The organism is Cupriavidus consociatus, assembly GCF_017814975.1.
Classification (GTDB): Bacteria; Pseudomonadota; Gammaproteobacteria; order Burkholderiales; family Burkholderiaceae; genus Cupriavidus; species Cupriavidus consociatus.
In genome coordinates this window covers 221,209-242,095 of the sequence record NZ_JAGIQA010000009.1, presented here as the reverse complement: position 1 = coordinate 242,095, position 20,887 = coordinate 221,209, and the positions used below count along the sequence as shown (strand labels likewise).

The following is a 20,887-nucleotide window of genomic DNA, read 5'->3' as shown; positions in this document are numbered from 1 at the left end:
ATTCCGGATAGGGGAAGCAAGCCCGCGTCAGTATTCTAGTCCTCTAGAGGATATGAACCACAATTTAGCACGGCTCCAGATCGACCGACAACCGATGGCGGACATTGACCTGCTTCAGAAAATCACCAGCGCGGCCGGCCTGAGCCGGTATGGCCAGATCGCCGCACAGCTCCAGGCGCGCATTGTTGCCGGCGACTGGCCGCCGGGCGAGGCGATACCCGCCGAAGGCACACTGGCGAAAGAATTCGGCATCGCGCTGGGGACGATCCGGCAGGCGATCGCCGTGCTGGTGCAGGAAGGGCTGCTGGAACGCGTGCAGGGCCGGGGTACCTTTGTGCGCAAAGGGCTGACCGGTGCCAGCCTGATGCGTTTCTTCCGCTTCGGCGGCGCTGACGGCGCAACCACGGTGCCGCGCTCGGAAATCCTGTCGTGCCGCGCCGTGCGCCTGGACAAGGCCATGGCGCAGCGCTTCGAACTGCCATCCGGAGCGTGCGGCCTGGCGATCACGCGGCGCCGCTGGCTGGATGACAAGCCGCGCCTGCTGGAATCGATCTGGCTGCCGCTGCCGCGTTGCGAAGCGCTGCAGCAGTTGCCGGTATGGGAATGGGGCGACCTGCTGTATCCGCTGCTTGGCAGCCAGTGCGGCATCACCGTGCACCGCGCGGTCGACGAGGTCACGTTCCGCACGCTGGCGCATGACGAGGCCGAATTGCTGGAACTGCCGGATGCGCACCCGTGCGCGGTGGTGACCCGGCATGCCTTCGACCTGCGCGGCACCTGCATCGAATACCGGCTGACCCGGGGCGATGCCTTCGCTTTTCGCTATACCGCGGACATCCGCTAGCCATCCGATACCCAATCCCCGATACCGATCCGCTTCCGAGGAGACCGTTTCATGCATTCCATCAAGGCGATGGCCGCGGCCATTGGCGCCGCCGCCATCCTGCCGCAACTGCTGCAACCTGCATCGGCGCAGGCAGCGGAGAGCGCGGCCACGTGGCCGTCGCGGCCCATCACGATCGTGGTCACGTATCCGCCGGGCGGTGGCGCCGACCTGATGGCACGGCTGATCGCGCCGGGCCTTGGCCGCGAACTCGGCCAGTCGGTGGTGGTGGAGAACCGCCCCGGCGCCGGCGGCCAGATCGGCGCTGCCTATGTCGCCAAGGCGGCGCCGGACGGCTACACGGTGATGGTCGATGCCTCTTCCTACGCCGTGAATCCCAGCCTCTACGCCAGGCTGCCTTACGATCCCGCCAGGGCGTTCAAGCCCGTCGGCGTGCTGGCGCGCTATCCCAACGTGCTGGTTGCCACGGCCAGCTTCCCGGCCGCCAAAGTCGGCGACGTGCTGGCGATGGCGAAGCAGAAGCCTGGTTCGGTGGCGTTCGCCTCATCCGGCAATGGCTCGGCGCAGCACCTGGCCGGCGTGCTGTTCGAACAGCGCGCGGGGGTGGACCTGCTGCACGTGCCGTACAAGGGCGGCGGCCCGGCCATGACCGACGTCATCGCCGGGCAGGTGCCGCTGTTCTTCGCCAACGTTGCATCCAGCCTGCAGCACATCAAGGCCGGCAAGCTCAAGCCGCTGGCGGTCACCAGCCACCAGCGCACCAGCGCGTTGCCGGGCGTGCCGACGATGCAGGAGGCCGGCGTGCCAGGCTACGAAGTCTATGAGTGGAATGCGGCCTTCCTGCCGGCGGCCACGCCCGATCCGATCGTCGCCAAATTTGCCGAGGCGTTGCAGAAGGTCATGCACAGCCCCGAGACGCGGCAGCGCGTGACCGAGCTGGGCGGCGAAGTGGTGGCCGCGCCGCCGGCACAGGCGCAGCAATTCATCGACGGGCAGGCCCGGCTGTGGGCCAAGGTCATCAAGGACGGCAACGTCAAGCCCGAATGAAATGGATCGCCGGCATCGCCTGCCGCGCCGCAATCACTACGACCGGATACTCACGGAGACCCGCATGACCCGCATCAACCCTACCCGCCGCCAGTTGCTGCAAGCGACCGCGGCACTCGGCGCCAGCGCCCTCTTTCCCACGCTCGCCCGCGCCCAGGCGTGGCCGTCCAAGCCGGTCCGGCTGGTGGTGCCGTTCGCGCCGGGCGGCAGCTCGGAGATCGTCGCGCGCTCCACCGCGGCGGAACTGACCAAGCTGCTGGGCGTGTCGGTATTCGTGGAAAACAAGCCGGGCGCCGCCGGCAATATCGCCATGGGCGAAGTGGCGCGCGCAGATGACAACCATACGCTGATCCTCGGCCACATCGGCACGCTGGCGGTGAACCCGTTCATCTTCCCCAAGCTGCCGTACGACCCGGTCAAGGACTTCCGTCCGATCTCGCTGCTGTCCAAGGTGCCGAGCCTGTACGTGGTGCATCCCGACGTGCCGGCGAAGAACCTGAAGGAATTCGTGGCGCTGGCCAAGAGCAAGCCGGGCAAGCTCAACTACGGCTCGGCCGGCAACGGCAGCGCCGGACACCTGGCGTTCGAGTACCTGAAGGCGGCGACCGGCACCTTCATCACGCACGTGCCCTACCGCGGCAGCGGCCCGCAGATCACCGACCTGCTTTCGGGGCGGCTGGAAGCGGCCGCAGTGGGCGCGCCGGCGATTCTGCAGTTCATCAAGACCGGCAAGGTGCGCTGCATCGCCACCGGCACCACGCAGCGCATTCCGCAGCTGCCGGATGTGCCGACCGTGGCCGAGCAAGGCTATCCCGGCTTCGAAATGACGCAGTGGTATGGATTGCTTGCGCCCGCGACGCTGCCGCAGGCGGCCGCGGACAAGCTGGCGGATGCGACCATCAAGGCGGTCAGGAGCCAGAGCTCGGTCGAGCGGCTGAGCGCGGATGCGGCCATCGTGGTGGGCAATACGCCGGCGGAGTTTGCGCGGTTTATCGCGCAGGAGCAGCAGCGCTGGAAGCCGATCATCGCGCGGGCGCAGATCAAGCCGGATTGAGCCGCTTTGCCGTGATCAACCAACTGCGTGCTCCCTCTCCCGCTTGCGGGAGAGGGTTGGGGTGAGGGCTGGGAGTGTCGACGGAGTGATGCGGTGCCGTGCTTGGCGCAGGCCGGCCCTCTCCCCCTGCCCCTCTGCCGCCAGCGGGAGAGGGGAGCAAGCCGCGCGCCTGTTGACAGGGTGTCACCCTGTCGCCCGCCATCACTCGATCGTCACCTTCCCGTCCTTCACCAGCTTCGCGAACTTCACCGTCTCGTCCTGGATGCGGCGCGCGAATTCCTTCTGCGTGCTGATCATCGGCTCGGCGCCGATGGCCTGCATGCGCTGCTGGAAATCCGGCGATTTCACGATCCTGACGATCTCGGCGTTGAGGCGTGTCAGGACCGGTTCCGGCGTGGCGACCGGCGCCATCACGCCGAACCACGTGCCGATGTCGAAGCCCTTCAGGCCGGCTTCTTCCAGCGTAGGCACGTCCGGCAGCACGGTCGAGCGCTTTGCCGTGGTCACCGCCAGCGCGCGCAGCTTGCCCGACTTGATGTGCTGCAGCACCGGCGTCAGCGTGTCGAACGACATGGTCACCTGCCCGCCCAGCAGGTCGGTGGTCAGCGGACCACTGCCCTTGTAAGGCACGTGCAGCAGCGGCGCGCCGGTGGCAGCCTGGAACTGCGTGCCGATCAGGTGCTGCGCGGTGCCGTTGCCGTTGGAGCCGTAGGCGAACTCGGGCGAGGCGCGCCTGGCCAGCGCCACCAGTTCGCTGACATTCTTTGCCGGCGTCTTGGCGGCGTTGATCACCAGCACATTGGGCACCATCGCCACCGGGGCCACCGGCGCGAGGTCTTTCTCGAAGCTGTAGGGCAGCTTCTTGTACACGCTGGTGGCGATGGTATGGTGCACCGCGCCCATCAGCAGCGTGTAGCCGTCCGGCTTGCTCTTGGCGACATAGTCGGCGCCAACCGTGGCGCCCGCGCCGGGACGGTTCTCGACGATCACCGGCTGGCCGAGGCTTTTGGAAAGCTGGTCGCCCAGCGCGCGCGCCAGCACGTCGGTGGTGCCGCCCGAAGGGAACGGCACCACCAGCGTGATTGGCTTGGCCGGCCAGGCTTGCGCCATGGCAGCACCGCTGAGTGCGAGGCCGGCGGCGGCCAGTGTCAATGCCGATACGCGGCGCAGAAAGTCAGTTGCATCCATGTCTTGTCTCCTGTCTGATGGATTGTCAGCAAGCCTTCATGGCTTGTCTGTCGGTTGCCGCTTCGGCCACTAACGCAGCTGTCGCAGCGCGCTGCTGCCGGCGAAGGCCGCGGCGCAGCCCAGCTCCGCTTCGATGCAAAGCAGCCGGTTGTACTTGGCCACCCGGTCGGAACGGCTGAGCGAGCCGGTCTTGATCTGCGTGGCCGCGGTGCATACGCTCAGGTCGGCGATAGTGGTGTCCTCGGTCTCGCCGGAGCGGTGCGATATCACCGACGCATAGCCGGCACGCTCGGCCGCGTCGATGGCCTGCAGCGTCTCGGTCAGCGTGCCGATCTGGTTGGGCTTGATCAGGATCGCGTTGGCGACGCCCTGCGCGATGCCTTCGGTCAGGATCGCGGCATTGGTGACGAACAGGTCGTCGCCCACCAGCTGCACCTGCGCGCCCAGTTTCGCCGTCAGCAGGCGCCAGCCCTGCCAGTCGTGCTCGGCCATGCCGTCTTCGATGGTGACGATGGGGTACTGGCGCACCCAGCTGGCCAGCAGGTCGACAAAGCCCTCGGCGTCATAGCTGCGGCCTTCCGACGCCAGCACATAGCGGCCGTCGGCATGGAACTCCGAGCTGGCCACGTCCAGGCCCAGGGCAATATCGCGGCCGGCCCGCAAGCCAGCGGCCTCCACCGCCTGCAGGATCATCTCCAGCGCATGCTCGTTCGAGGCCAGGTCCGGGGCAAAGCCACCCTCGTCGCCGACCGCGGTGGAGAAGCCGCGCTCGCGCAGCACCCCCTTGAGCGTATGGAACACCTCGGCACCCCAGCGCAGCGCTTCGGAAAAGCTGGGCGCGCCCACGGGCAGGATCATGAACTCCTGCATGTCGACGCTGTTGTCGGCATGCGCACCGCCGTTGATGATGTTCATCATCGGCAAGGGCAGGCGCGTCTCGGCTCGCTCCGCCCCAAGCGAGCGGTACAGCGGCACGCCCGCCGATGCCGCAGCCGCCCGCGCTGTGGCGAGCGAAACCGCGAGCAACGCATTGGCGCCCAGGCGCGACTTGTCGGCGGTGCCGTCCAGCCGGATCAGGCACGCATCCACCTCGGCCTGCTCCGCTGCCTGCATGCCGGTGAGCGTGCGGGCGATATCGACGTTGATATGCTGCACGGCCTTGCGCACGCCCTTGCCGAGATAGCGGCGCGGATCGCCGTCGCGCAACTCCAGCGCCTCGCGAGAACCGGTGGAGGCGCCCGACGGCGCTGCCGCGAACCCTCGCGCGCCGTCGGCCAGCAGCACGCGCGCGGCCACGGTGGGATTGCCGCGCGAGTCGAGGATCTCGTAGCCGAGGATTTCCTTGATGACAGCCATCTCGTTCCCCTTACTGGACCTGCGCGATGCGCAGCAGGTTGGTGGTGCCCGCGACGGTAAAAGGCAGCCCCGCCGAGATCACGATCGACTGGCCCGCCGCGCCGAACTGCTCCCTGAGCACAGTGCGGCTGGCCACTTCGGTCATCTCCACCACGTCGACCACTTCATGGCAGAGCACCGCGTGCACGCCCCACGCCAGCGCCAGCCGGCGCGCGGTGGCAAGCCGTGGCGTCATGCCGAGGATCGGCACCTCGGGCCGTTCGCGCGCCATGCGCAGCGCGGAATAGCCGGAGCTGGTATAGGCCACCGCCGCCGGCGCGCCCAGCAGGCTGGCCACGTGCCGCACCGCGTAGCCGATCGCGTCGGCAGCGTCGGCGCGCGGCGCCGAATGCGAGGCCTGGATGGCTTCGTGGTAGTGCGGGTCGGATTCGGTGCGGGTGATGATGCTGTCCATCATCTTCACCGCTTCCACCGGATAGCGGCCCGACGCCGATTCCGCCGACAGCATCACCGCATCGGCGCCGTCATAGATGGCGGTGGCAACGTCGGAGGCCTCGGCACGCGTCGGCACCGGCGCGGCCACCATGGATTCCAGCATCTGCGTGGCCACGATCACCGGCTTGCCGGCCTTCCGGCACGCGCGCACGATGCGCTTCTGCAGCGACGGCACCTGCTCGGCGGGCATCTCCACGCCGAGGTCGCCGCGCGCCACCATGACCGCGTCAGACGCCTCGACGATCGCCTCCAGGCTCTGGATCGCGGCCGGCTTCTCCAGCTTGGCGACGATGCCGGCGCGGCCATCGACGATCTGGCGAATCTCCTCGACATCCTCGGCGCGCTGCACGAACGACAGCGCCACCCAGTCCACGCCCAGCGACAGCCCGAAATCCAGGTCGGCGCGGTCCTTTTCAGTCATGGCCGACAGCGGCAGCACCACGCCGGGGACATTGACGCCCTTGCGGTCCGACAGCGTGCCGCCGTTGACGACGATGGTCTCTGCATAGTCAGGACCGCAGCGCTCCACGCGCAGCCGCACCCGGCCGTCGTCGACCAGCAGTTCGGCGCCGGGCTGCAACGCGGCGAAGATTTCCGGATGCGGCAGGCTCACGCGCTGCGCGCTGCCCGGCACGGCCGCATCCAGGTCGAGCCGGAATGTTGCCTGTGCCGCCACCTGCACCGGGCCATCGGCGAACGTGCCGATGCGCAGCTTGGGACCCTGCAGGTCGAGCAGCACGCCGATCGGGCGGCCGCGCTGCTGTTCGACCGCGCGGATGGCGTGCAGGCGCTGCTTGTGGTCTTCATGCGAGCCATGGCTGAAGTTGAGCCGGAACACATCGGCTCCCGCATCGAACAACTGTCCGATGGTGGCCGGGTCCGAACTGGCGGGCCCGAGCGTGGCCACGATCTTTGCGTTGCGAAGGCGTCTCATGTATTGGCTCCGGAAGCGCGCGTCAGCACGATCGCGCGAAAGTCATTGACGTTGGTCAGCGTGGGGCCGGTCACGACCGCGTCCCCCAGCGCCTCGAAGAATCCATGGCCGTCGTTGGCGGCCAGCGCGTCCTGCGGGTTCAGGCCGGCGCGCCATGCGCGTTCCAGCGTGTCGGGGCCGATCACCGCGCCGGCGATCTCTTCCTGCCCGTCGACGCCGTCGGTGTCGCCGGCGATGGCATGGACACCGGCCTCGCTCCGCAGGGCCAGCGCCAGCGACAGCAGGAACTCGACATTGCGTCCGCCGCGGCCGCTGCCGCGCACGGTGACGGTGGTCTCGCCACCGGACAGCAGCACGCACGGCGCGGCAAAGGGCTGGCCTTGCCTGGACGCTGCCAGCGCGATGCCGCCCAGCACCTTGCCGACCTCGCGGGCCTCGCCCTCGATGGCGTCGCCGAGCACGTGCACCGCGTAGCCGGCGTCGCGGCCCACTTGCGCCGCGGCCTGCAGTGCCAGCCGCGGCGTGGCGATCCACTCGGTGCGGATGCGCGGCAGGCGCGGGTCGCCGGGCTTGAGCGTCTCGGCCGCGCCGGACCGCAGCGCGGCCAGCACATGGCCCGGCAGATCGATGGCGTAGCGTCTGACGATCGCCAGCGCATCGGCGCACGTGGTCGGGTCGGGCACGGTCGGACCGGACGCGACGTCGATGGGATCATCGCCCGGCACGTCGGAAATCAGCAGGTTCAGCACCTGCGCGGGATGGCAGGCGGCGGCCAGCCTGCCGCCCTTGATCGCGGAAAGATGCCGGCGCACGCAGTTCATCTCGGAGATGGTCGCGCCCGACTTGAGCAGCGCGCGGTTCACCTGCTGCTTGTCATCCAGCGTGATGCCGGCCAGCGGCAGCGGCAGCAGCGACGAGCCGCCGCCGGAGATCAGGCAGATCACGAGGTCGTCCTCGCTGAGGCCGGACACCAGCTCCAGCATGCGGCGCGAGGCGGACAGCCCGGCATCGTCCGGCACCGGGTGCGCGGCTTCGACGATCTCGATGCGCGAGCAAGGCACCGCGTAGCCGTAGCGCGTCACCACCAGCCCTTGCAGCGGGCCTCGCCACGCCGCTTCCAGCGCCGCGGCCATGGCCGCCGAGGCCTTGCCGGCACCGATGACGATGGTGCGGCCGCGCGGCGGTGCGGGCAGGTAGCGCGCCAGCGTGCGGGCCGGCTGCGCGGCGGCGATGGCCGCGTCGAACATGCGCCGCAGCAGCACGTTGGGGTCGATCGTTGGCATGGTCACGGCGCGCCCCTCAATGCGTCAGCGAAGCATTCGTGACGACAGCGCCGCCAACGCGCGCCGGTCGCGTGCTGTCCGGCGCCGCCTCCGTGGCGGTGTCCGTCCCGGCCTCGCCATCGAGCTTGCCGTCCAGCGCATCCGCCAGTTGCTGCCGGTCGACCGCGCCGACCCAGCGGGCGATGGCGAGCGTGCCGACCGCATTGCCGATGGTATTGGTGATGGCGCGCGCCTCCGACATGAAGCGGTCCACGCCGAGCAGCAGCACCATGCCGGCCACCGGGATCTTGCCCATCGAGGCCAGCGTCGCCGCCAGCGTGATAAAGCCCGATCCGGTCACCCCCGCCGAGCCCTTGGAGGTCAGCAGCAGCACGCCCAGCACCACCAGCTGGTCGGTCATGGTCAGCGGCGTGTTGGTCGCCTGCGCCACGAAGATTGCGGCCATGGTGTAGTAGATGCACTGGCCGTCGGGGTTGAAGGTCAGCCCGGACGGCACCACCAGGCCCACCACGGGCTTGGACACGCCGGCGTTCTCCAGCTTGCGCATCAGCTGCGGCACCACCGATTCGGACGAGCTGGTGCCGAGCACCGTGAACAGCTCGTCGCGGATGTACTTGAGGAACTTCCACAGGCTGAAGCCCGAGAGTTTGGCCACCCCGCCCAGCACGATCACCACGAACAGGAAGCACGTGATGTACATGGTGCCCATCAGCTTGCCCAGCGACACCACCGAGCCCAGCCCGTACTTGCCCACGGTAAAGGCCATCGCTCCGAACGCGGCGATCGGCGCCAGGCGCATGATCATGCCGACCACGGTAAAGATGCCGTGCGTAAAGGAATCCAGGAAATCCACCACCGGCCTGGCGCGCGCGCCGATATGCGACAGCGCGATGCCGAACAGCGTGGCGAACACCAGGATCTGCAGGATGTCGTTCCTGGCGAGCGCATCGACGATGCTGCTCGGCACCAGGTTCATCAGGAAATCAACGAACGTGTGCGGCTTCTCGGCGGCATGCGTGTATGTAGCGATGGCCTTGGTGTCGAGATGCGCGGGATCGACGTTCATGCCCTGCCCCGGCTGGACCAGGTTGACAACCACCAGGCCGAGGGCCAGCGCAAAGGTCGAGAGCACTTCAAAGTAGACCAGGGCCCGCACGCCGACGCGTCCGAGCTCCTTCATGTTCTCCATGCGCGCGATGCCGAGCACCACGGTCGCAAAGATGATCGGCGCGAACACCATCTTGATGAGCTTGATGAACACGTCGCCAAGCGGCTTGAGGTCGCTGCCGATGTCGGGCGCCCATACGCCGAGCGCAATGCCGGCGCTGACGCCCAGCAATACCTGGACGTAGAGCTTGCCTAGGAGCTTGTGAACCATGGCTGTCTCCTGCTGATTCGGTGTTTCGTAAGGCAAAGCGCTCCCGGCGCAGCTCTGGATGGCTGCTTGTAACGGAAGGCGATGTGGTGGCTGTACCCGCGGGTGGTTTGCTCCCCTCTCCCGCTAGCGGGAGAGGGGCCGGGGGTGAGGGGGCGGGCGCTGGCAGTACCGAAGCGTTTCACTCCGTTGAAGCTCCAGCCCTCTCCCCCAACCCCTCTCCCGCGCGCGGGAGAGGGAAGCGTTCACTACTGCTTGCAGCTAGCGGCTGACGCGCTGGTGCTTGAACGCTGCGTGCTTGCTCAGGCTGCCTTGGCCTGCTTGCCGGAGAGCAGTTCGCACACGGCTTGCGTCACCTGCGCGGTGGTAGCCGTGCCACCCAGGTCGCCGGTATGCAGCGCCGGGTTGGCGGTAACCGCCTCGACCGCCTGCATCACGCGCTGCGCCGCGGCGTGCTCGCACAGGTGCTCCAGCAGCATGACCACCGACCAGAACGTGCCGACCGGATTGGCCAGGCCCTTGCCCATGATGTCGAAGGCCGAACCGTGGATCGGCTCGAACATCGACGGGTAGCGGCGTTCCGGGTCGATATTGCCGGTCGGGGCGATGCCCAGGCTGCCGGCCAGCGCCGCGGCCAGGTCGCTCAGGATGTCGGCGTGCAGGTTGGTGGCGACGATGGTGTCGAGCGACTTCGGGCGGTTGACCATGCGCGCGGTGGCGGCATCGACCAGTTCCTTGTCCCAGGTAACGTCCGGGAAATCCTTAGCCACCTGCACCGCGACCTCGTCCCACATCACCATGGCATGGCGCTGCGCGTTGGACTTGGTGATCACCGTCAGCTGCTTGCGCGGACGCGATTGCGCCAGCTTGAAGGCGAAGCGCAGGATGCGCTCGACGCCGACGCGGGTCATCATGCTGACATCGGTGGCGGCCTCGATCGGATGGCCCTGATGCACGCGGCCGCCCACGCCCGAGTACTCGCCTTCCGAGTTCTCGCGCACGATCACCCAGTTCAGGTCTTCCGGCGCGCAGCGCTTGAGCGGCGCGTCGATGCCCGGCAGGATGCGGGTCGGGCGCACGTTGGCGTACTGGTCGAAGCCCTGGCAGATCTTCAGGCGCAGGCCCCACAGCGTGATGTGGTCGGGGATATGCGGATCGCCGGCCGAGCCGAACAGGATCGCATCCTTGTCGCGCAGCGCGTCCAGGCCGTCGGCGGGCATCATCACGCCGTGCTGGCGGTAGTAGTCGCCGCCCCAGTCGAAGTCTTCGAACTCGAAGCGGAAATCGGCGCCGGCGGCGGCCAGCGCTTCCATCACCTGGCGGCCCGCCGGTACCACTTCCTTGCCGATGCCGTCGCCGGGGATGGTCGCGATGCGGTAGGTCTTCATCTCTTGTCTCCTGGTCAGAATCCGTGTGAATCCGTGTGTTTGCGCGATTGCGTGGAACGGATTCTGGGCCGTGGACAAGGTTTTGGATCGCTTGTAGAGTTAAACCATTCTTAACTTGAGATTAAAGCTGGCATGGCATCGTCCGCAGGTATCCAGCCGTCGGAACTGTGCTTTTTCACGTCGGTGGCCACCGCCGGCAGCCTGAGCGCGGCCGCGCGCGACCTTGGCATCACAACCGCAGCGGTCAGCAAGCGGCTGGCGCAGATGGAGGCGCGTATCGGCATGCCGCTGGTGACGCGCACCACCCGGCGCATGAGCCTGACGCCCGAGGGCGAGGTCTATCTGGAGCACGCGCGGCGCATCCTGAGCGAGATCGAAGACCTGGACCAGCTGCTGACTCGTTCCAAGGGCAGGCCGAGCGGCCTGCTGCGCGTCAATGCCACGCTGGGGTTCGGCCGCATGCACGTGGCGCCGGTGATTTCCGAGTACGTCGCGGCCTATCCGGAAGTCGACGTGCAACTGCAGCTGTCGGCGGACCCGCCGCCGCTGAACGAAGACGCATTCGACGTCTGCATCCGCTTCGGCCAGCCGCCCGATGCGCGCATCGTGGCGCGCAAGCTGGCTCCCAACCGGCGCTTGCTTTGCGCCTCGCCCAAGTACCTGCGCGACCACGGCATTCCCAACACGCCGGCCGACCTGCGCCGCCACAACTGCATCGGCATCCGGCAAGGCAGCGACGCCTACGGCGTATGGCGCCTGACCGCGGGCAAGGGCGCCAAGGCGCGTACCGAGACCGTGCGCGTGCGCGGCAACCTGACCACCAACGACGGCGAGATCGCGGTCAACTGGGCGCTGGAGGGCCACGGCATCCTGATGCGCGCCGAATGGGATATCGAACGATTCCTGCGCAGCGGACGGCTGGTGCAGGTGCTGCCGCAGTACGCCACGCCGGAGGCCGACATCTACGCGGTCTACCACCAGCGGCATCAGCTGTCGTCGCGGATCCGGCTGTTCGTCGAGTTCATGGCGGCCAAGTTCAGCGAGTTCGGCGAGCCGGCGAACGTGCCGGCATGACTGTCGCTGCATGCAGCATTTACAACCCGGCGCGGCCTGGTGTGCCGAAATCAAGGGTTGCATGGATGGTGCGTTTCCTGCATGGCGCTGTTCTCCCACGTCTGCTATCCAAACCGACAGGAGGCCACCATGAGCATCTTCAAGGACATCCTCAACAAGCTGCTGGGACGAGCCAAGCCGGCTGCCACGACGGGCACGGCGCCTGCCGGAGGCACGCCGACCTCCGCGGGTGCGGCCCCACCACCGTCGGGTGCGTCACCCACTGCCACGGGCGGCACCGCACCCGCGGCCAGCGCTGGCCAGGCGACGGCCAAACCCGCGCCGCTGTCCGGCGTCGACGTCGAATCGATCATGGACAACCTGGTCAGGGAGAGCGGGCAGACGCTGAACTGGCGTACGTCCATCGTCGACGCGATGAAGGCGCTGGGCATCGACAGCAGCCTCGAGCATCGCAAGGAACTGGCGCGCGAGCTGCACTACAGCGGCGACATGAACGATTCCGCGGGCATGAATATCTGGCTGCACAAGCGCCTGATGCAGGAGCTTGCAGCCAACGGCGGCAAGCTGCCGGCGGATTTGTCGTAAACGGCAGGCGGCTGCCCTGGGGCTGGGCCTAGGCTGGCCTTAGGCTGCCCTAGCCGCCGATGCCGGCCCAGCGCAGGTGCATGTCCCAGTCGGCGTCGCTGATCACGCCGGACACGCCCTGCCGCTGGCCGTCGGCACGATAGAAATACGTGCGCGGCATCTCGCCCATCCAGTCGGGATCGACCGCGTAGCGCAGCCGCTCCTGCGGCTCGTTGCCGAACATCCATGCATTGCGCGTCAGGTTGACGCGCCTGAGCAGCTGCTGCACCTGCGGCAGCGCATCGGCCCGGTCCATGGCCAGCGTGACCACGCGCAGGCCGCGATGCCTGGCCTGCAGCTTGCCGATGGCTTCGAAATTGCGCTTGCAGTAGACGCAGTCGAGCGACCACACCACCAGCACGAAGGGCTTGCCCTGCTGGCTGGCGCCGAGTTGCGCGGCACTGGCGGATTCGAAGACCGATACGCGTTCGGCCGCATGCGCCATGCCGGCGACGCCGAGCGCGATGGCGGCGCCCGCCAGCGTGGCGACGAGTTTGCGACGTAACTTCATAAGCCCGGTCATGCGCCCTCCTGCGCCAGCGGGAAGACCTGGAAGCCTTCGGCCTCGGTGCGCCACAGCACGTAGGCACGGCCGCCGTGCTGCAGCAGGCGTGGCTGGTCCGAATCGCGCGAGGTGCCGGCGACCTGGCGCGTCTGCCAGGTCTTGCCACCGTCCTGCGACAGCATCGCCGACAGCCGCGTCTGCTGGCCGTCGAACGATTTCCACGCCACCACGATGCGATTGTCGTCGAGCGCGACGATATCGGCATGCTGCGCGCGCGGGTCGTCCAGCGGACGCTGCGCCTGCAGCTTGCCGTCCCGGAAGCGGCCCACCGATACCGTGGGCTTGCCTGCCTTCACGTTGAACCAGACCATGTGCAGCGTGCCGTCGGGCGTCACCGCGGCGCCCGGCCCGTGGTGCGGGCAGGCGTCGATGCGCCAGTCGTCGAAGGTAGCGCGCTGCATCGGCGCGGGCGTGCCGTCGGCGCCGAGCAGTGCCACCGCGTGGTCGCGCGCATTGGGCGGGAACACGTGGCGCCACAGCGCCAGCATCTTGCCGTCCGGCGTCGGCGCGAGCGCGATGCGGCAGCATTCGCATGACTGGTCGGCGATCTTGTAGTCGCCCTGGAAGCTCTTGCCGTGGTCGGCCGACACCGCGTAGTAGATCGCCGCCCCGGCATAGGGCTGCTTGCGTGCCTCGGCGGCGACCACATCGCGCTTGTCGATCCAGCTGACGAAGACGCGGCCGGCCGGGTCCACCGCGATCGCGTCGAAGCGGTGCGCGATCTGGTCGCGGTTGGCATGCACCGTCACGGGTGCGGCAAAGGTCTTGCCGCCGTCGGTGGAGCGCGCGAAGCGGATAAAGCCGGTATAGGGCTTGGGCAGCGGCTGGGTCCAGGTTATGTAGATTTCGCCGTCGCGACCCGCCGCCACCTTGGGGCGGCTGTCGTGGTCTGCCGCCACCGGCTCGGGCACGCGGTTGACGTGCTGCACCGGCCCGAAGCTGCGGCCCTGGTCGGTCGACGCGCGTACCGCCACGTGCTGGCCATCCTGGTAGGCAATCCACAGCCGGCCATCGCGATCGAAGGCGGCGCCGGTGCCGAGTTCGCTCATCGCCTTTGGCGCCGGGCCTTGCGCACCATGGCCGGCATGGCTGCCATGGCCGCCATGAGACTGCGCCATCGCGGCGAACGCCGTGCAGGCGATCACACCGGCGGCAAGGAATCGGAAGCTGCGGCGCGCGCGCTGCATGGTCAGGGTCGGGCTGGTCACTGCACTCAGAAGGAAAGCTTGGCCTCGGCGTAGAACGTCCGGCCCGGGTATGGGTGGTAGACGAAGTAACGCTGGTCGGTCAGGTTGTCGATGCCAAGCCCGAGGCGCACGTTTCTGGCGGGCTTGTAGGTCACCTTGACGTCGAAGGTCAGGAAACTGCTGGTGCCGCCGAAGGTGTCGGGATTGACGTCGCTGTTGTCGAGCGTATTGTACTGCCGCCCCGACCAGGTCATCGCCAGCGTGCCGGCCCATGCCGGCGTGAAGCGGTAGGTGCCAACGAAGTTCGCGCGCCACTGCGGGATGCGATAGAAATACTTGCCCACCGATGCCGGGTTGTTGGCGTTCTCCAGCGTCTTGGAGTGGTTGTACGCGCCGCTGGCCGACAGGTCGAAGCCGCTGAACAGCACGTCGCGCCCGTCGTAGGCCAGCTCGATGCCGCGGGTGCGCACGCGGTCGACGTTCTGGAAGCTGGTGACGGTGGGGAACACCGTGGTGTTGGTCTGGCTGACCAGCGCATCGCGGATGTCGTCCTCATACACCGACACGCGGAAGTACGAACGGTCGACCGTGCGCTCGAAGGTCAGGTCCTTCGAGAACGAGCGTTCCGGCTTCAGGTTGGGATCGTTGTTGATCAGCGAGGTGCCGGTGATGCGGCCCTGGAACAGCTCGGCGACGGTCGGATAGCGATAGGCCTGGCCGAGCGACAGCCGGCCCAGCCAGTCCTGCCCGATGGCCTTTTCCAGCGCCAGCTTGGGAGACCAGTTGGACTCGCTGCGCACCGGGTAGGCGATGTCAACGCCCGGCTGGCTGCGGCTGCCGTCATAGGCGCGCCAGTGCTCCCAGCGCACGCCCGGAATCAGCTTCCAGTCGTCGGCGAAATACCACGCGTCCTGCGCGTACAGCGCCTGTGTCTCGGTCTTGCCGGCAAAGGCGTTGTTGAACGCGGAGATGGTAGCGGCCTGCCAGTCCGAGGTGTTGTAGGTGGTGTTGCTGAGCCGGTAGTTGTCGTAGTGGTAGCCGAAGGTGACCCAGTGGCCGCCCTTGAGCAGCTGCGGGCGGTAATCGGCTTTCAGGTCGAGCGTGCGCCAGCCGGTGCCGTCGCCATAGGTCACCGTGCCCGGGCCATTGCCCGCGGTGCTGGCGGTGCGGCTGATGTCCTTGCTGACATCGAACAGCGATGCCACGCCGGAGAAGTTCCACCCCGTCTCGTTGCGCGTGCGCAGCGACAGGCCGTAGAGCCAGCGCGCGTCTTCGCCGTTGCTCGGCGCGAACGCGTTGGCGGGGATCACGTAGCGGAAGCCGCCGATATTGACCGGTCCACTCGACACCACATTGACGTCGGCATCGCGCAGGTAACTGCCGGTGGCGCTGGAGCGGTCCTGCTGCCAGTAGGCGGCGGTGAACTGCGCCTGCAGCGTATTGGTGATGTCGTAGCCGAGCTTGAGCTTGAGCTGGTCCTGCACGGTGTGCGTGACGCCCTCGCTGTTGACGCCCATCACGGTGCGGTCGGCGCCGGTCTGATCCTGGTCGAAGTAGGCGCCGGTCACGGGCTTGTCGGCCGAGGTCGCCCGCACGCTGGAGCGCGCCGCGGTGTAGAAGCTCAGCGGCTGGCTTTTGCTGTCCTGCCGGTCGACGCTGACCAGCCAAGAGAACGGCCCGACGCGGTCGCCCACGTAGGCGTTGGCGTGCACGCCGTTGAAATTGTCGTGCGTGCCGTACAGGTTGAAGCGCTGCGTGAACAGTTGCACGCTGGCATCGCCCTCGAACTTCTCCGGCGTGCGCGTGCTGATCAGCACGGTCGCCCCCAGCGAATTGCCGGGATACAGCGCCGAATACGGGCCATACAGCACGTCGACACGCTCGATCTCGGCGGCGTTGACCAGCGACCAGCGCGGCGGGAAGGTGAAATCGGAGCCCAGCAGGTTGGACAGCAGCAGGCCGTCGGCATAGACCAGCCCGCGCGCCGACTGGCGCGAGCTGGTGCTGCGCACCGAGATGATCGAGTTCATATCGCCGATGAAGCGCTTGCGCACGGCGAGGTTGGGCGCGTACTTGAGCGCGTCCTCGGTGTTGACCACGTTGAAATCCGCCATGCGCGCGGCGCTGATGCCGTAGGCGGGCGATGGCGTATTGGGCGGCATGGCGGGCGTTTCGCCGCGCTCAGTCTTGGCAGAGACCACGACTTCCTGCAGGGGTTGCGGCGCGCTGACGGGCTCGTCCGCCTGCGCGCCGGCGATGCCGGGGCCTATCAGCGCGGCCGAAGCGGCCAGCGCGATCCGATTTCTTCTCACTGGGAAATACCTTTTCTGTTCTTCTGGCTCGCCCGACCGGTGCGCCGTATCCGGCACGGCGCACTTCCTCCGCGTAGCGAGTGCTGACATTCTAGGTGGCGGGGCGGTTTGACGCAGTGCGACATAGCGCCGCGTGCCGGCGCGGAAGCAACGCAGCTCCATGCGAGTGCCTCAAGCTCCATCCACGTTTACCCGCATATCCACATGCGGGCTTTCTCTCTAGATTTCCCCGGATTGGCTTACACGCCAACGTGATGCTGGGAGAGACTGATCCGGCGGCAGCCGCCGCGGACAGCGCCGAAGGAGCAACCGCCCCGGAAACTCTCAGGCAAAAGGACCGGCATCACGCGTCACAGCACTCTGAAGAATGCCGCCATCGTCAGCCGGCATACCGAAGGAGCAAGCGGCCCTCGCCACCCGTACCACGAGGCGACTGTCGTGAATCTCTCAGGTCAGGAACAGAGGGGGCGTCCGCCACGCATGTCGCGTGCGGGCTCCCACCCGACGTTTCTGGACTGCCAGATCATGAAGACAATCGCCGTCATCGGCGGTGGCATCACCGGTGTCACCACGGCCTACGCGCTCGCCCGGCGCGGATTCTCCGTCACCCTGTTCGAGCGTCACCGCTACGCCGCGATGGAAACCTCGTTCGCCAATGGCGGGCAGCTTTCCGCCTCGAACGCCGAGGTCTGGACGCACTGGTCCACCATCCTCAAGGGCCTGAAGTGGATGCTGCGCAGCGATGCGCCGCTGCTGCTCAACCCGCGCCCGAGCTGGCACAAGCTGAGCTGGTTCGCCGAATTCATCGCCTCGATCCCGCACTACCGCCGCAACACCATCGAGACCGCGCGCCTGGCCATCGCGGCGCGCGAGCACCTGTTCGCGTGGGCCGCGCAGGAAGGCATCGACTTCGACCACAAGCGCGAAGGCATCCTGCACATCTACCGCGACAAGGCGTGCTTCGAGCATGCGGGCCGGGTCTCGGCGCTGCTGGCGCAGGGCGGGCTGGAGCGCCGCGCGGTAACGCCGGCGGAAATGCGCGCGATCGAGCCGACGCTGGCCGGTACGTACTACGGCGGCTATTTCACCGAAAGCGATTCGACCGGCGACATCCACAAGTTCACCAGCGGCCTGGCTGCCGCCATCGAGCGCATGGGCGTGCGCTGCCGCTACGGCGAAGACGTGCGCAACGTCACCACCGACGGCCGCAGCGCCAGCGTCACGGTGCAGGAAGGCGCGCAACGCACCACCTCGACCTTCGACGGCGCGGTGATCTGCGCCGGCACCGCCAGCCGCGCGCTGGCCGCCGGGCTGGGCGACCGTGTCAACATCTATCCGGTCAAGGGCTATTCCATCACCGTCAACCTGAACGACGCCGCCAGCCGCGCCGCGGCGCCGATCGTCAGCCTGCTCGACGACGAAACCAAGCTGGTCACCAGCCGCCTCGGCGACGACCGTTTCCGCGTTGCCGGCACCGCGGAGTTCAACGGCTTCAACCGCGACATCCGCGCCGACCGCATCCGGCCGCTGGTGGAATGGGTGCAGCAGTGCTTTCCGGGCGTGAGCACGCGCAGCGTGGTGCCGTGGGCGGGGCTGCGGCCGATGCTGCCCGACATGCTGCCGCGCGTTGGCCGCGGGCGGGCGCGCTGCATCTTCTACAACACCGGGCATGGACACCTGGGATGGACGCTGTCGGCGGTGACGGCGGATATGGTGGCCGGGGTGGTGGAACAGGCGCTGGAAGCGCAGAAGTTGGTGGTGCCAGGTGGGATGGTGCTAGGGAAGGCCTGAGCGGCTGGCTGCGAATGCAGGGAGACGACAGCGGGATTTCAAACCAGAACTACCGCCCATTGTGAACGCACCCCTCTCCCGCGAAGTGGGAGAGGGGTGGGGGTGAGGGCCGGAGCATCAACGAAGTGAAGGGCGTCGCCATGCCAGCGCCTGCCCTCACCCCCGGCCCTTCTCCCGCACGCGGGAGAGGGGAGCAAACCAGCGGCGCACGTTGCATGCGTCGTCTGGCATCACCTTCAAGCCGGCGCAAACACCGGCACCGGCGCCCCGTCCACGCTGGGCGCGAACTTGACCTTCACCTTCTGCCCGATGCGCACCTCATCGAGATCGCAATCGACGATATGGGTCATCATGGTCACGCCCTCGTCCAGCTTCACATAGGCAATGCAGAACGGCTGCGGGCCAGCCTTGCGCGTGACGCTGTACGAGTAGATGGTGCCGCGGCCGCTGGCGGTCTTCCAGACCGTATCGCCCATGCAAAACGGGCACAGCGTGCGCGGATACCAGTGCGTCTTGCCGCATGACTGGCAGTGCTTGACCAGCAGCCGGCCTTCGCGCGCGGCCTGCCAGAATTCGATATTGTCGGGCTGTTCGTCCGGGGCCTTGTAGGCCATGGAAGTGTGTGGGGTCGTCATGTCAGTTGCTCCGGCGATCGTTCATTATTCGCGCTCGAGGATCACGGTGGCGCTGCCGTGGCGCGAGCCCAGGTAGCCGCCGGTGCCTTGCGCCAGCGCCAGGTCGCAGTTCTTCACCTGCACCGCCGGATGCGCCTCGCCGCGCAGCTGGCGCACGGCCTCGATCACCTTGGTGATGCCGCCGCGGTTGGCCGGGTGGTTGTTGCACAGGCCGCCGCCATCGGTATTGAACGGCAGCTTGCCGACGCCGGAGATCAGGTTGCCGTCGGCCACGAACTTGCCGCCTTCGCCCTTCTTGCAGAAGCCCAGGTCTTCCAGCTGCATCAGCACGGTGATGGTGAAGCTGTCGTAGATCGAGGCGTACTTGATGTCGGCCGGGGTCACGCCCGCTTCCGCGAACGCGGCTGCGCCGGAGAACTTCGCGCCCGACCAGCTCAGGTCGACTTCGCCGCCCAGCTGGCCCTTGACGTACTCGCCGGCACCCACGATCTTCACCTTCGGACGCTTGAGCGTGGCCGCGATCTCGGGCCGCGCCACGATCAGCGCGCCGCCGCCGTCGGACACCACGCAGCAGTCGAGCTTGTGCAGCGGGTCGGCGATCAACGGCGAGTTCAGCACCTCTTCCACCGTGACCACGTTGCGCAGCATCGCATGCGGGTTGTGCTGCGCGTGGTGCGACGCGGCCACCTTGACCCATGCCAGCTGCTCGGGCGTGGTGCCGTACTCGTACATATGGCGCATCGCCACCATCGCGTACAGGTTGACGGTGACGGGATTGAACGGCGCCTCGAACGGGGCGTCCGGCAAGTTGGCGCCCCAGTTGCGTGCCTGCGTGCCGGTCGAGCCTTCCGAGCGCGGCCGGCCCGCCAGCGTGATCAGCGCCACGTTGCACTTGCCGGCGGCAATGGCCTGCGCGGCGTGCGAGACATGCACCAGGTAGGCGGAGCCGCCGGTATCGGTGGAGTCCACATGGCGCACCTTCAGGCCCAGGTAGTCGATCATGTTGTTGGCGCCCAGCCCCGGCGCATCGCCGGCGCAGAAATAGCCATCCACGTCCGACAGCGACAGTCCGGCATCGGCCAGCGCGCCGCGCGCGGATTCCGCGTGCAGCTGCGCTACCGACTTGTCCGGCGCCTTGCGGGTCGGGTGCTCGTAGGCCCCGACGATATATGCCTTGCCTTTGATGCTCATGGGAGTCTCGTCTTGCTTGGGATTGATATTGGGTAAGTTCAGAAGCGCATCTGCACCAGCCAGATCGCCACCATCGCCGGCCGCTCGCTGCCTTCGACCTGCATTTCCACCTTCCAGTGGCAGCGCACTTCGCCGGGGCGGACATCGTCGAGCTGCTGCAGCGTGAACGCGCCGCGCACGCGCGCGCCGGCCGGCACCGGGCCGGTGAAGCGCAGCCGGTCGAAGCCATAGTTCAGCGCCAGCTTGCGGCCCGGGAAGGTAAAGCACTGCGCGAACGCCGCCGACACCATCGACAGGATCAGGAAGGCGTGTGCGACCGTGCAGCCGTACGGCGAATCGGCGGCGGCGCGCTCGGGCTCCACGTAGATCCACTGCCGGTCATGCGTCAGCTCGGCAAAGGTATCGATGGCGTCCTGCCCGATGGGGAAATACTCGCTCACGGCGGCGGGCGCGGCGCAAAGCGCGCGCAGGTCGTCGAGCGATGCAATGCTGTGCATGAAGCTCCTGTGGATACAGGCCTCGCCGGGCACGACCGGTCCGGACG

General features: G+C 67.7%; 18 protein-coding genes and 2 riboswitches. Of the genes, 6 read left to right on the top strand and 12 right to left on the bottom strand.

Going from position 1 to position 20,887, the window contains the following annotated elements; genetic code table 11:
* Positions 1-94 precede the first annotated feature (94 nt).
* The 3 genes from J8I82_RS15040 (at position 95) to J8I82_RS15030 (ending at position 2,945) form a co-directional block, all read left to right on the top strand.
* On the top strand, positions 95-844 hold the full coding sequence (locus J8I82_RS15040; RefSeq protein ID WP_209758724.1) for a GntR family transcriptional regulator: 750 nt from the start codon (positions 95-97) through the stop codon (positions 842-844).
* A gap of 51 nt (positions 845-895) precedes the next feature.
* Complete coding sequence (locus tag J8I82_RS15035; RefSeq protein ID WP_209758722.1) at positions 896-1,891, top strand: tripartite tricarboxylate transporter substrate binding protein; 996 nt, start codon at positions 896-898, stop codon at positions 1,889-1,891.
* A 64-nt stretch (positions 1,892-1,955) separates the two neighbouring features.
* On the top strand, positions 1,956-2,945 hold the full coding sequence (locus J8I82_RS15030) for a Bug family tripartite tricarboxylate transporter substrate binding protein (protein ID WP_209758720.1): 990 nt from the start codon (positions 1,956-1,958) through the stop codon (positions 2,943-2,945).
* 201 nt (positions 2,946-3,146) lie between these two features.
* Here the strand turns inward: J8I82_RS15030 and J8I82_RS15025 are convergent, their stop codons facing one another.
* The 6 genes from J8I82_RS15025 to J8I82_RS15000 all read right to left on the bottom strand — a co-directional run bounded on the left by J8I82_RS15025 (position 3,147) and on the right by J8I82_RS15000 (position 10,964).
* Positions 3,147-4,133: a Bug family tripartite tricarboxylate transporter substrate binding protein gene (locus J8I82_RS15025; protein WP_209758718.1), complete on the bottom strand. Its 987-nt coding sequence runs from the start codon at positions 4,131-4,133 to the stop codon at positions 3,147-3,149.
* 69 nt (positions 4,134-4,202) lie between these two features.
* Positions 4,203-5,489 carry a phosphopyruvate hydratase gene (gene eno / locus J8I82_RS15020; protein ID WP_209758716.1) on the bottom strand — a complete coding sequence of 429 codons (1,287 nt, stop codon included), beginning with the start codon at positions 5,487-5,489 and terminating at the stop codon, positions 4,203-4,205.
* A gap of 10 nt (positions 5,490-5,499) precedes the next feature.
* Positions 5,500-6,918: a pyruvate kinase gene (gene pyk, locus J8I82_RS15015; protein ID WP_209758714.1), complete on the bottom strand. Its 1,419-nt coding sequence runs from the start codon at positions 6,916-6,918 to the stop codon at positions 5,500-5,502.
* Positions 6,915-8,201, bottom strand: a complete 1,287-nt coding sequence (locus J8I82_RS15010; protein WP_245179786.1) for a glycerate kinase type-2 family protein — start codon at positions 8,199-8,201, stop codon at positions 6,915-6,917. The genes pyk and J8I82_RS15010 overlap by 4 nt, the downstream gene beginning before the upstream one ends.
* A gap of 16 nt (positions 8,202-8,217) precedes the next feature.
* Positions 8,218-9,579 carry a dicarboxylate/amino acid:cation symporter gene (locus J8I82_RS15005; RefSeq protein ID WP_245179771.1) on the bottom strand — a complete coding sequence of 454 codons (1,362 nt, stop codon included), beginning with the start codon at positions 9,577-9,579 and terminating at the stop codon, positions 8,218-8,220.
* 299 nt (positions 9,580-9,878) lie between these two features.
* Positions 9,879-10,964 (bottom strand): tartrate dehydrogenase, encoded by a 1,086-nt coding sequence (locus J8I82_RS15000; protein WP_209758712.1) that lies wholly within the window; start codon positions 10,962-10,964, stop codon positions 9,879-9,881.
* A 132-nt stretch (positions 10,965-11,096) separates the two neighbouring features.
* Between J8I82_RS15000 and J8I82_RS14995 the strand changes: the two genes are divergently transcribed.
* Positions 11,097-12,038, top strand: coding sequence for a LysR family transcriptional regulator (locus tag J8I82_RS14995; RefSeq protein WP_209758710.1), 942 nt, complete (start codon positions 11,097-11,099; stop codon positions 12,036-12,038).
* A 129-nt stretch (positions 12,039-12,167) separates the two neighbouring features.
* Positions 12,168-12,623: a DUF3597 domain-containing protein gene (locus J8I82_RS14990; RefSeq protein WP_209758708.1), complete on the top strand. Its 456-nt coding sequence runs from the start codon at positions 12,168-12,170 to the stop codon at positions 12,621-12,623.
* A gap of 49 nt (positions 12,624-12,672) precedes the next feature.
* Here J8I82_RS14990 and J8I82_RS14985 read toward each other — a convergent pair whose 3' ends face one another.
* From J8I82_RS14985 to J8I82_RS14975, 3 genes are read right to left on the bottom strand one after another with little or no spacing between them, the layout of a single operon-like run.
* The gene (locus J8I82_RS14985; protein ID WP_245179769.1) at positions 12,673-13,185 is read right to left on the bottom strand and encodes a thioredoxin domain-containing protein; all 513 of its coding nucleotides are present in this window, start codon (positions 13,183-13,185) and stop codon (positions 12,673-12,675) included.
* On the bottom strand, positions 13,182-14,435 hold the full coding sequence (locus J8I82_RS14980; RefSeq protein ID WP_431831551.1) for a sialidase family protein: 1,254 nt from the start codon (positions 14,433-14,435) through the stop codon (positions 13,182-13,184). The genes J8I82_RS14985 and J8I82_RS14980 overlap by 4 nt, the downstream gene beginning before the upstream one ends.
* A 5-nt stretch (positions 14,436-14,440) precedes the next feature.
* Positions 14,441-16,726, bottom strand: a complete 2,286-nt coding sequence (locus J8I82_RS14975; protein WP_209758706.1) for a TonB-dependent receptor — start codon at positions 16,724-16,726, stop codon at positions 14,441-14,443.
* A gap of 248 nt (positions 16,727-16,974) precedes the next feature.
* Positions 16,975-17,076, top strand: a riboswitch (glycine riboswitch).
* Positions 17,077-17,198, top strand: a riboswitch (glycine riboswitch).
* A gap of 53 nt (positions 17,199-17,251) precedes the next feature.
* Here J8I82_RS14975 and J8I82_RS14970 point away from each other — a divergent pair.
* Complete coding sequence (locus tag J8I82_RS14970; protein WP_209758704.1) at positions 17,252-18,517, top strand: D-amino acid dehydrogenase; 1,266 nt, start codon at positions 17,252-17,254, stop codon at positions 18,515-18,517.
* Positions 18,518-18,753: 236 nt separating this feature from the next.
* On the opposite strand, the gene J8I82_RS14965 is transcribed toward J8I82_RS14970, so the two are convergent.
* Genes J8I82_RS14965 through J8I82_RS14955 form a run of 3 tightly spaced genes read right to left on the bottom strand, consistent with a single transcriptional unit; the run spans position 18,754 to position 20,840 of the window.
* Positions 18,754-19,152, bottom strand: coding sequence for a Zn-ribbon domain-containing OB-fold protein (locus tag J8I82_RS14965; RefSeq protein ID WP_209758702.1), 399 nt, complete (start codon positions 19,150-19,152; stop codon positions 18,754-18,756).
* Positions 19,153-19,176: 24 nt separating this feature from the next.
* A complete protein-coding gene (locus J8I82_RS14960) occupies positions 19,177-20,343 on the bottom strand; it encodes a thiolase family protein (RefSeq protein ID WP_209758700.1) in 1,167 nt (388 codons plus the stop codon).
* A 38-nt stretch (positions 20,344-20,381) separates the two neighbouring features.
* Positions 20,382-20,840, bottom strand: a complete 459-nt coding sequence (locus tag J8I82_RS14955; protein WP_209758698.1) for a MaoC family dehydratase — start codon at positions 20,838-20,840, stop codon at positions 20,382-20,384.
* Between the last annotated feature and the right edge of the window lie 47 nt (positions 20,841-20,887).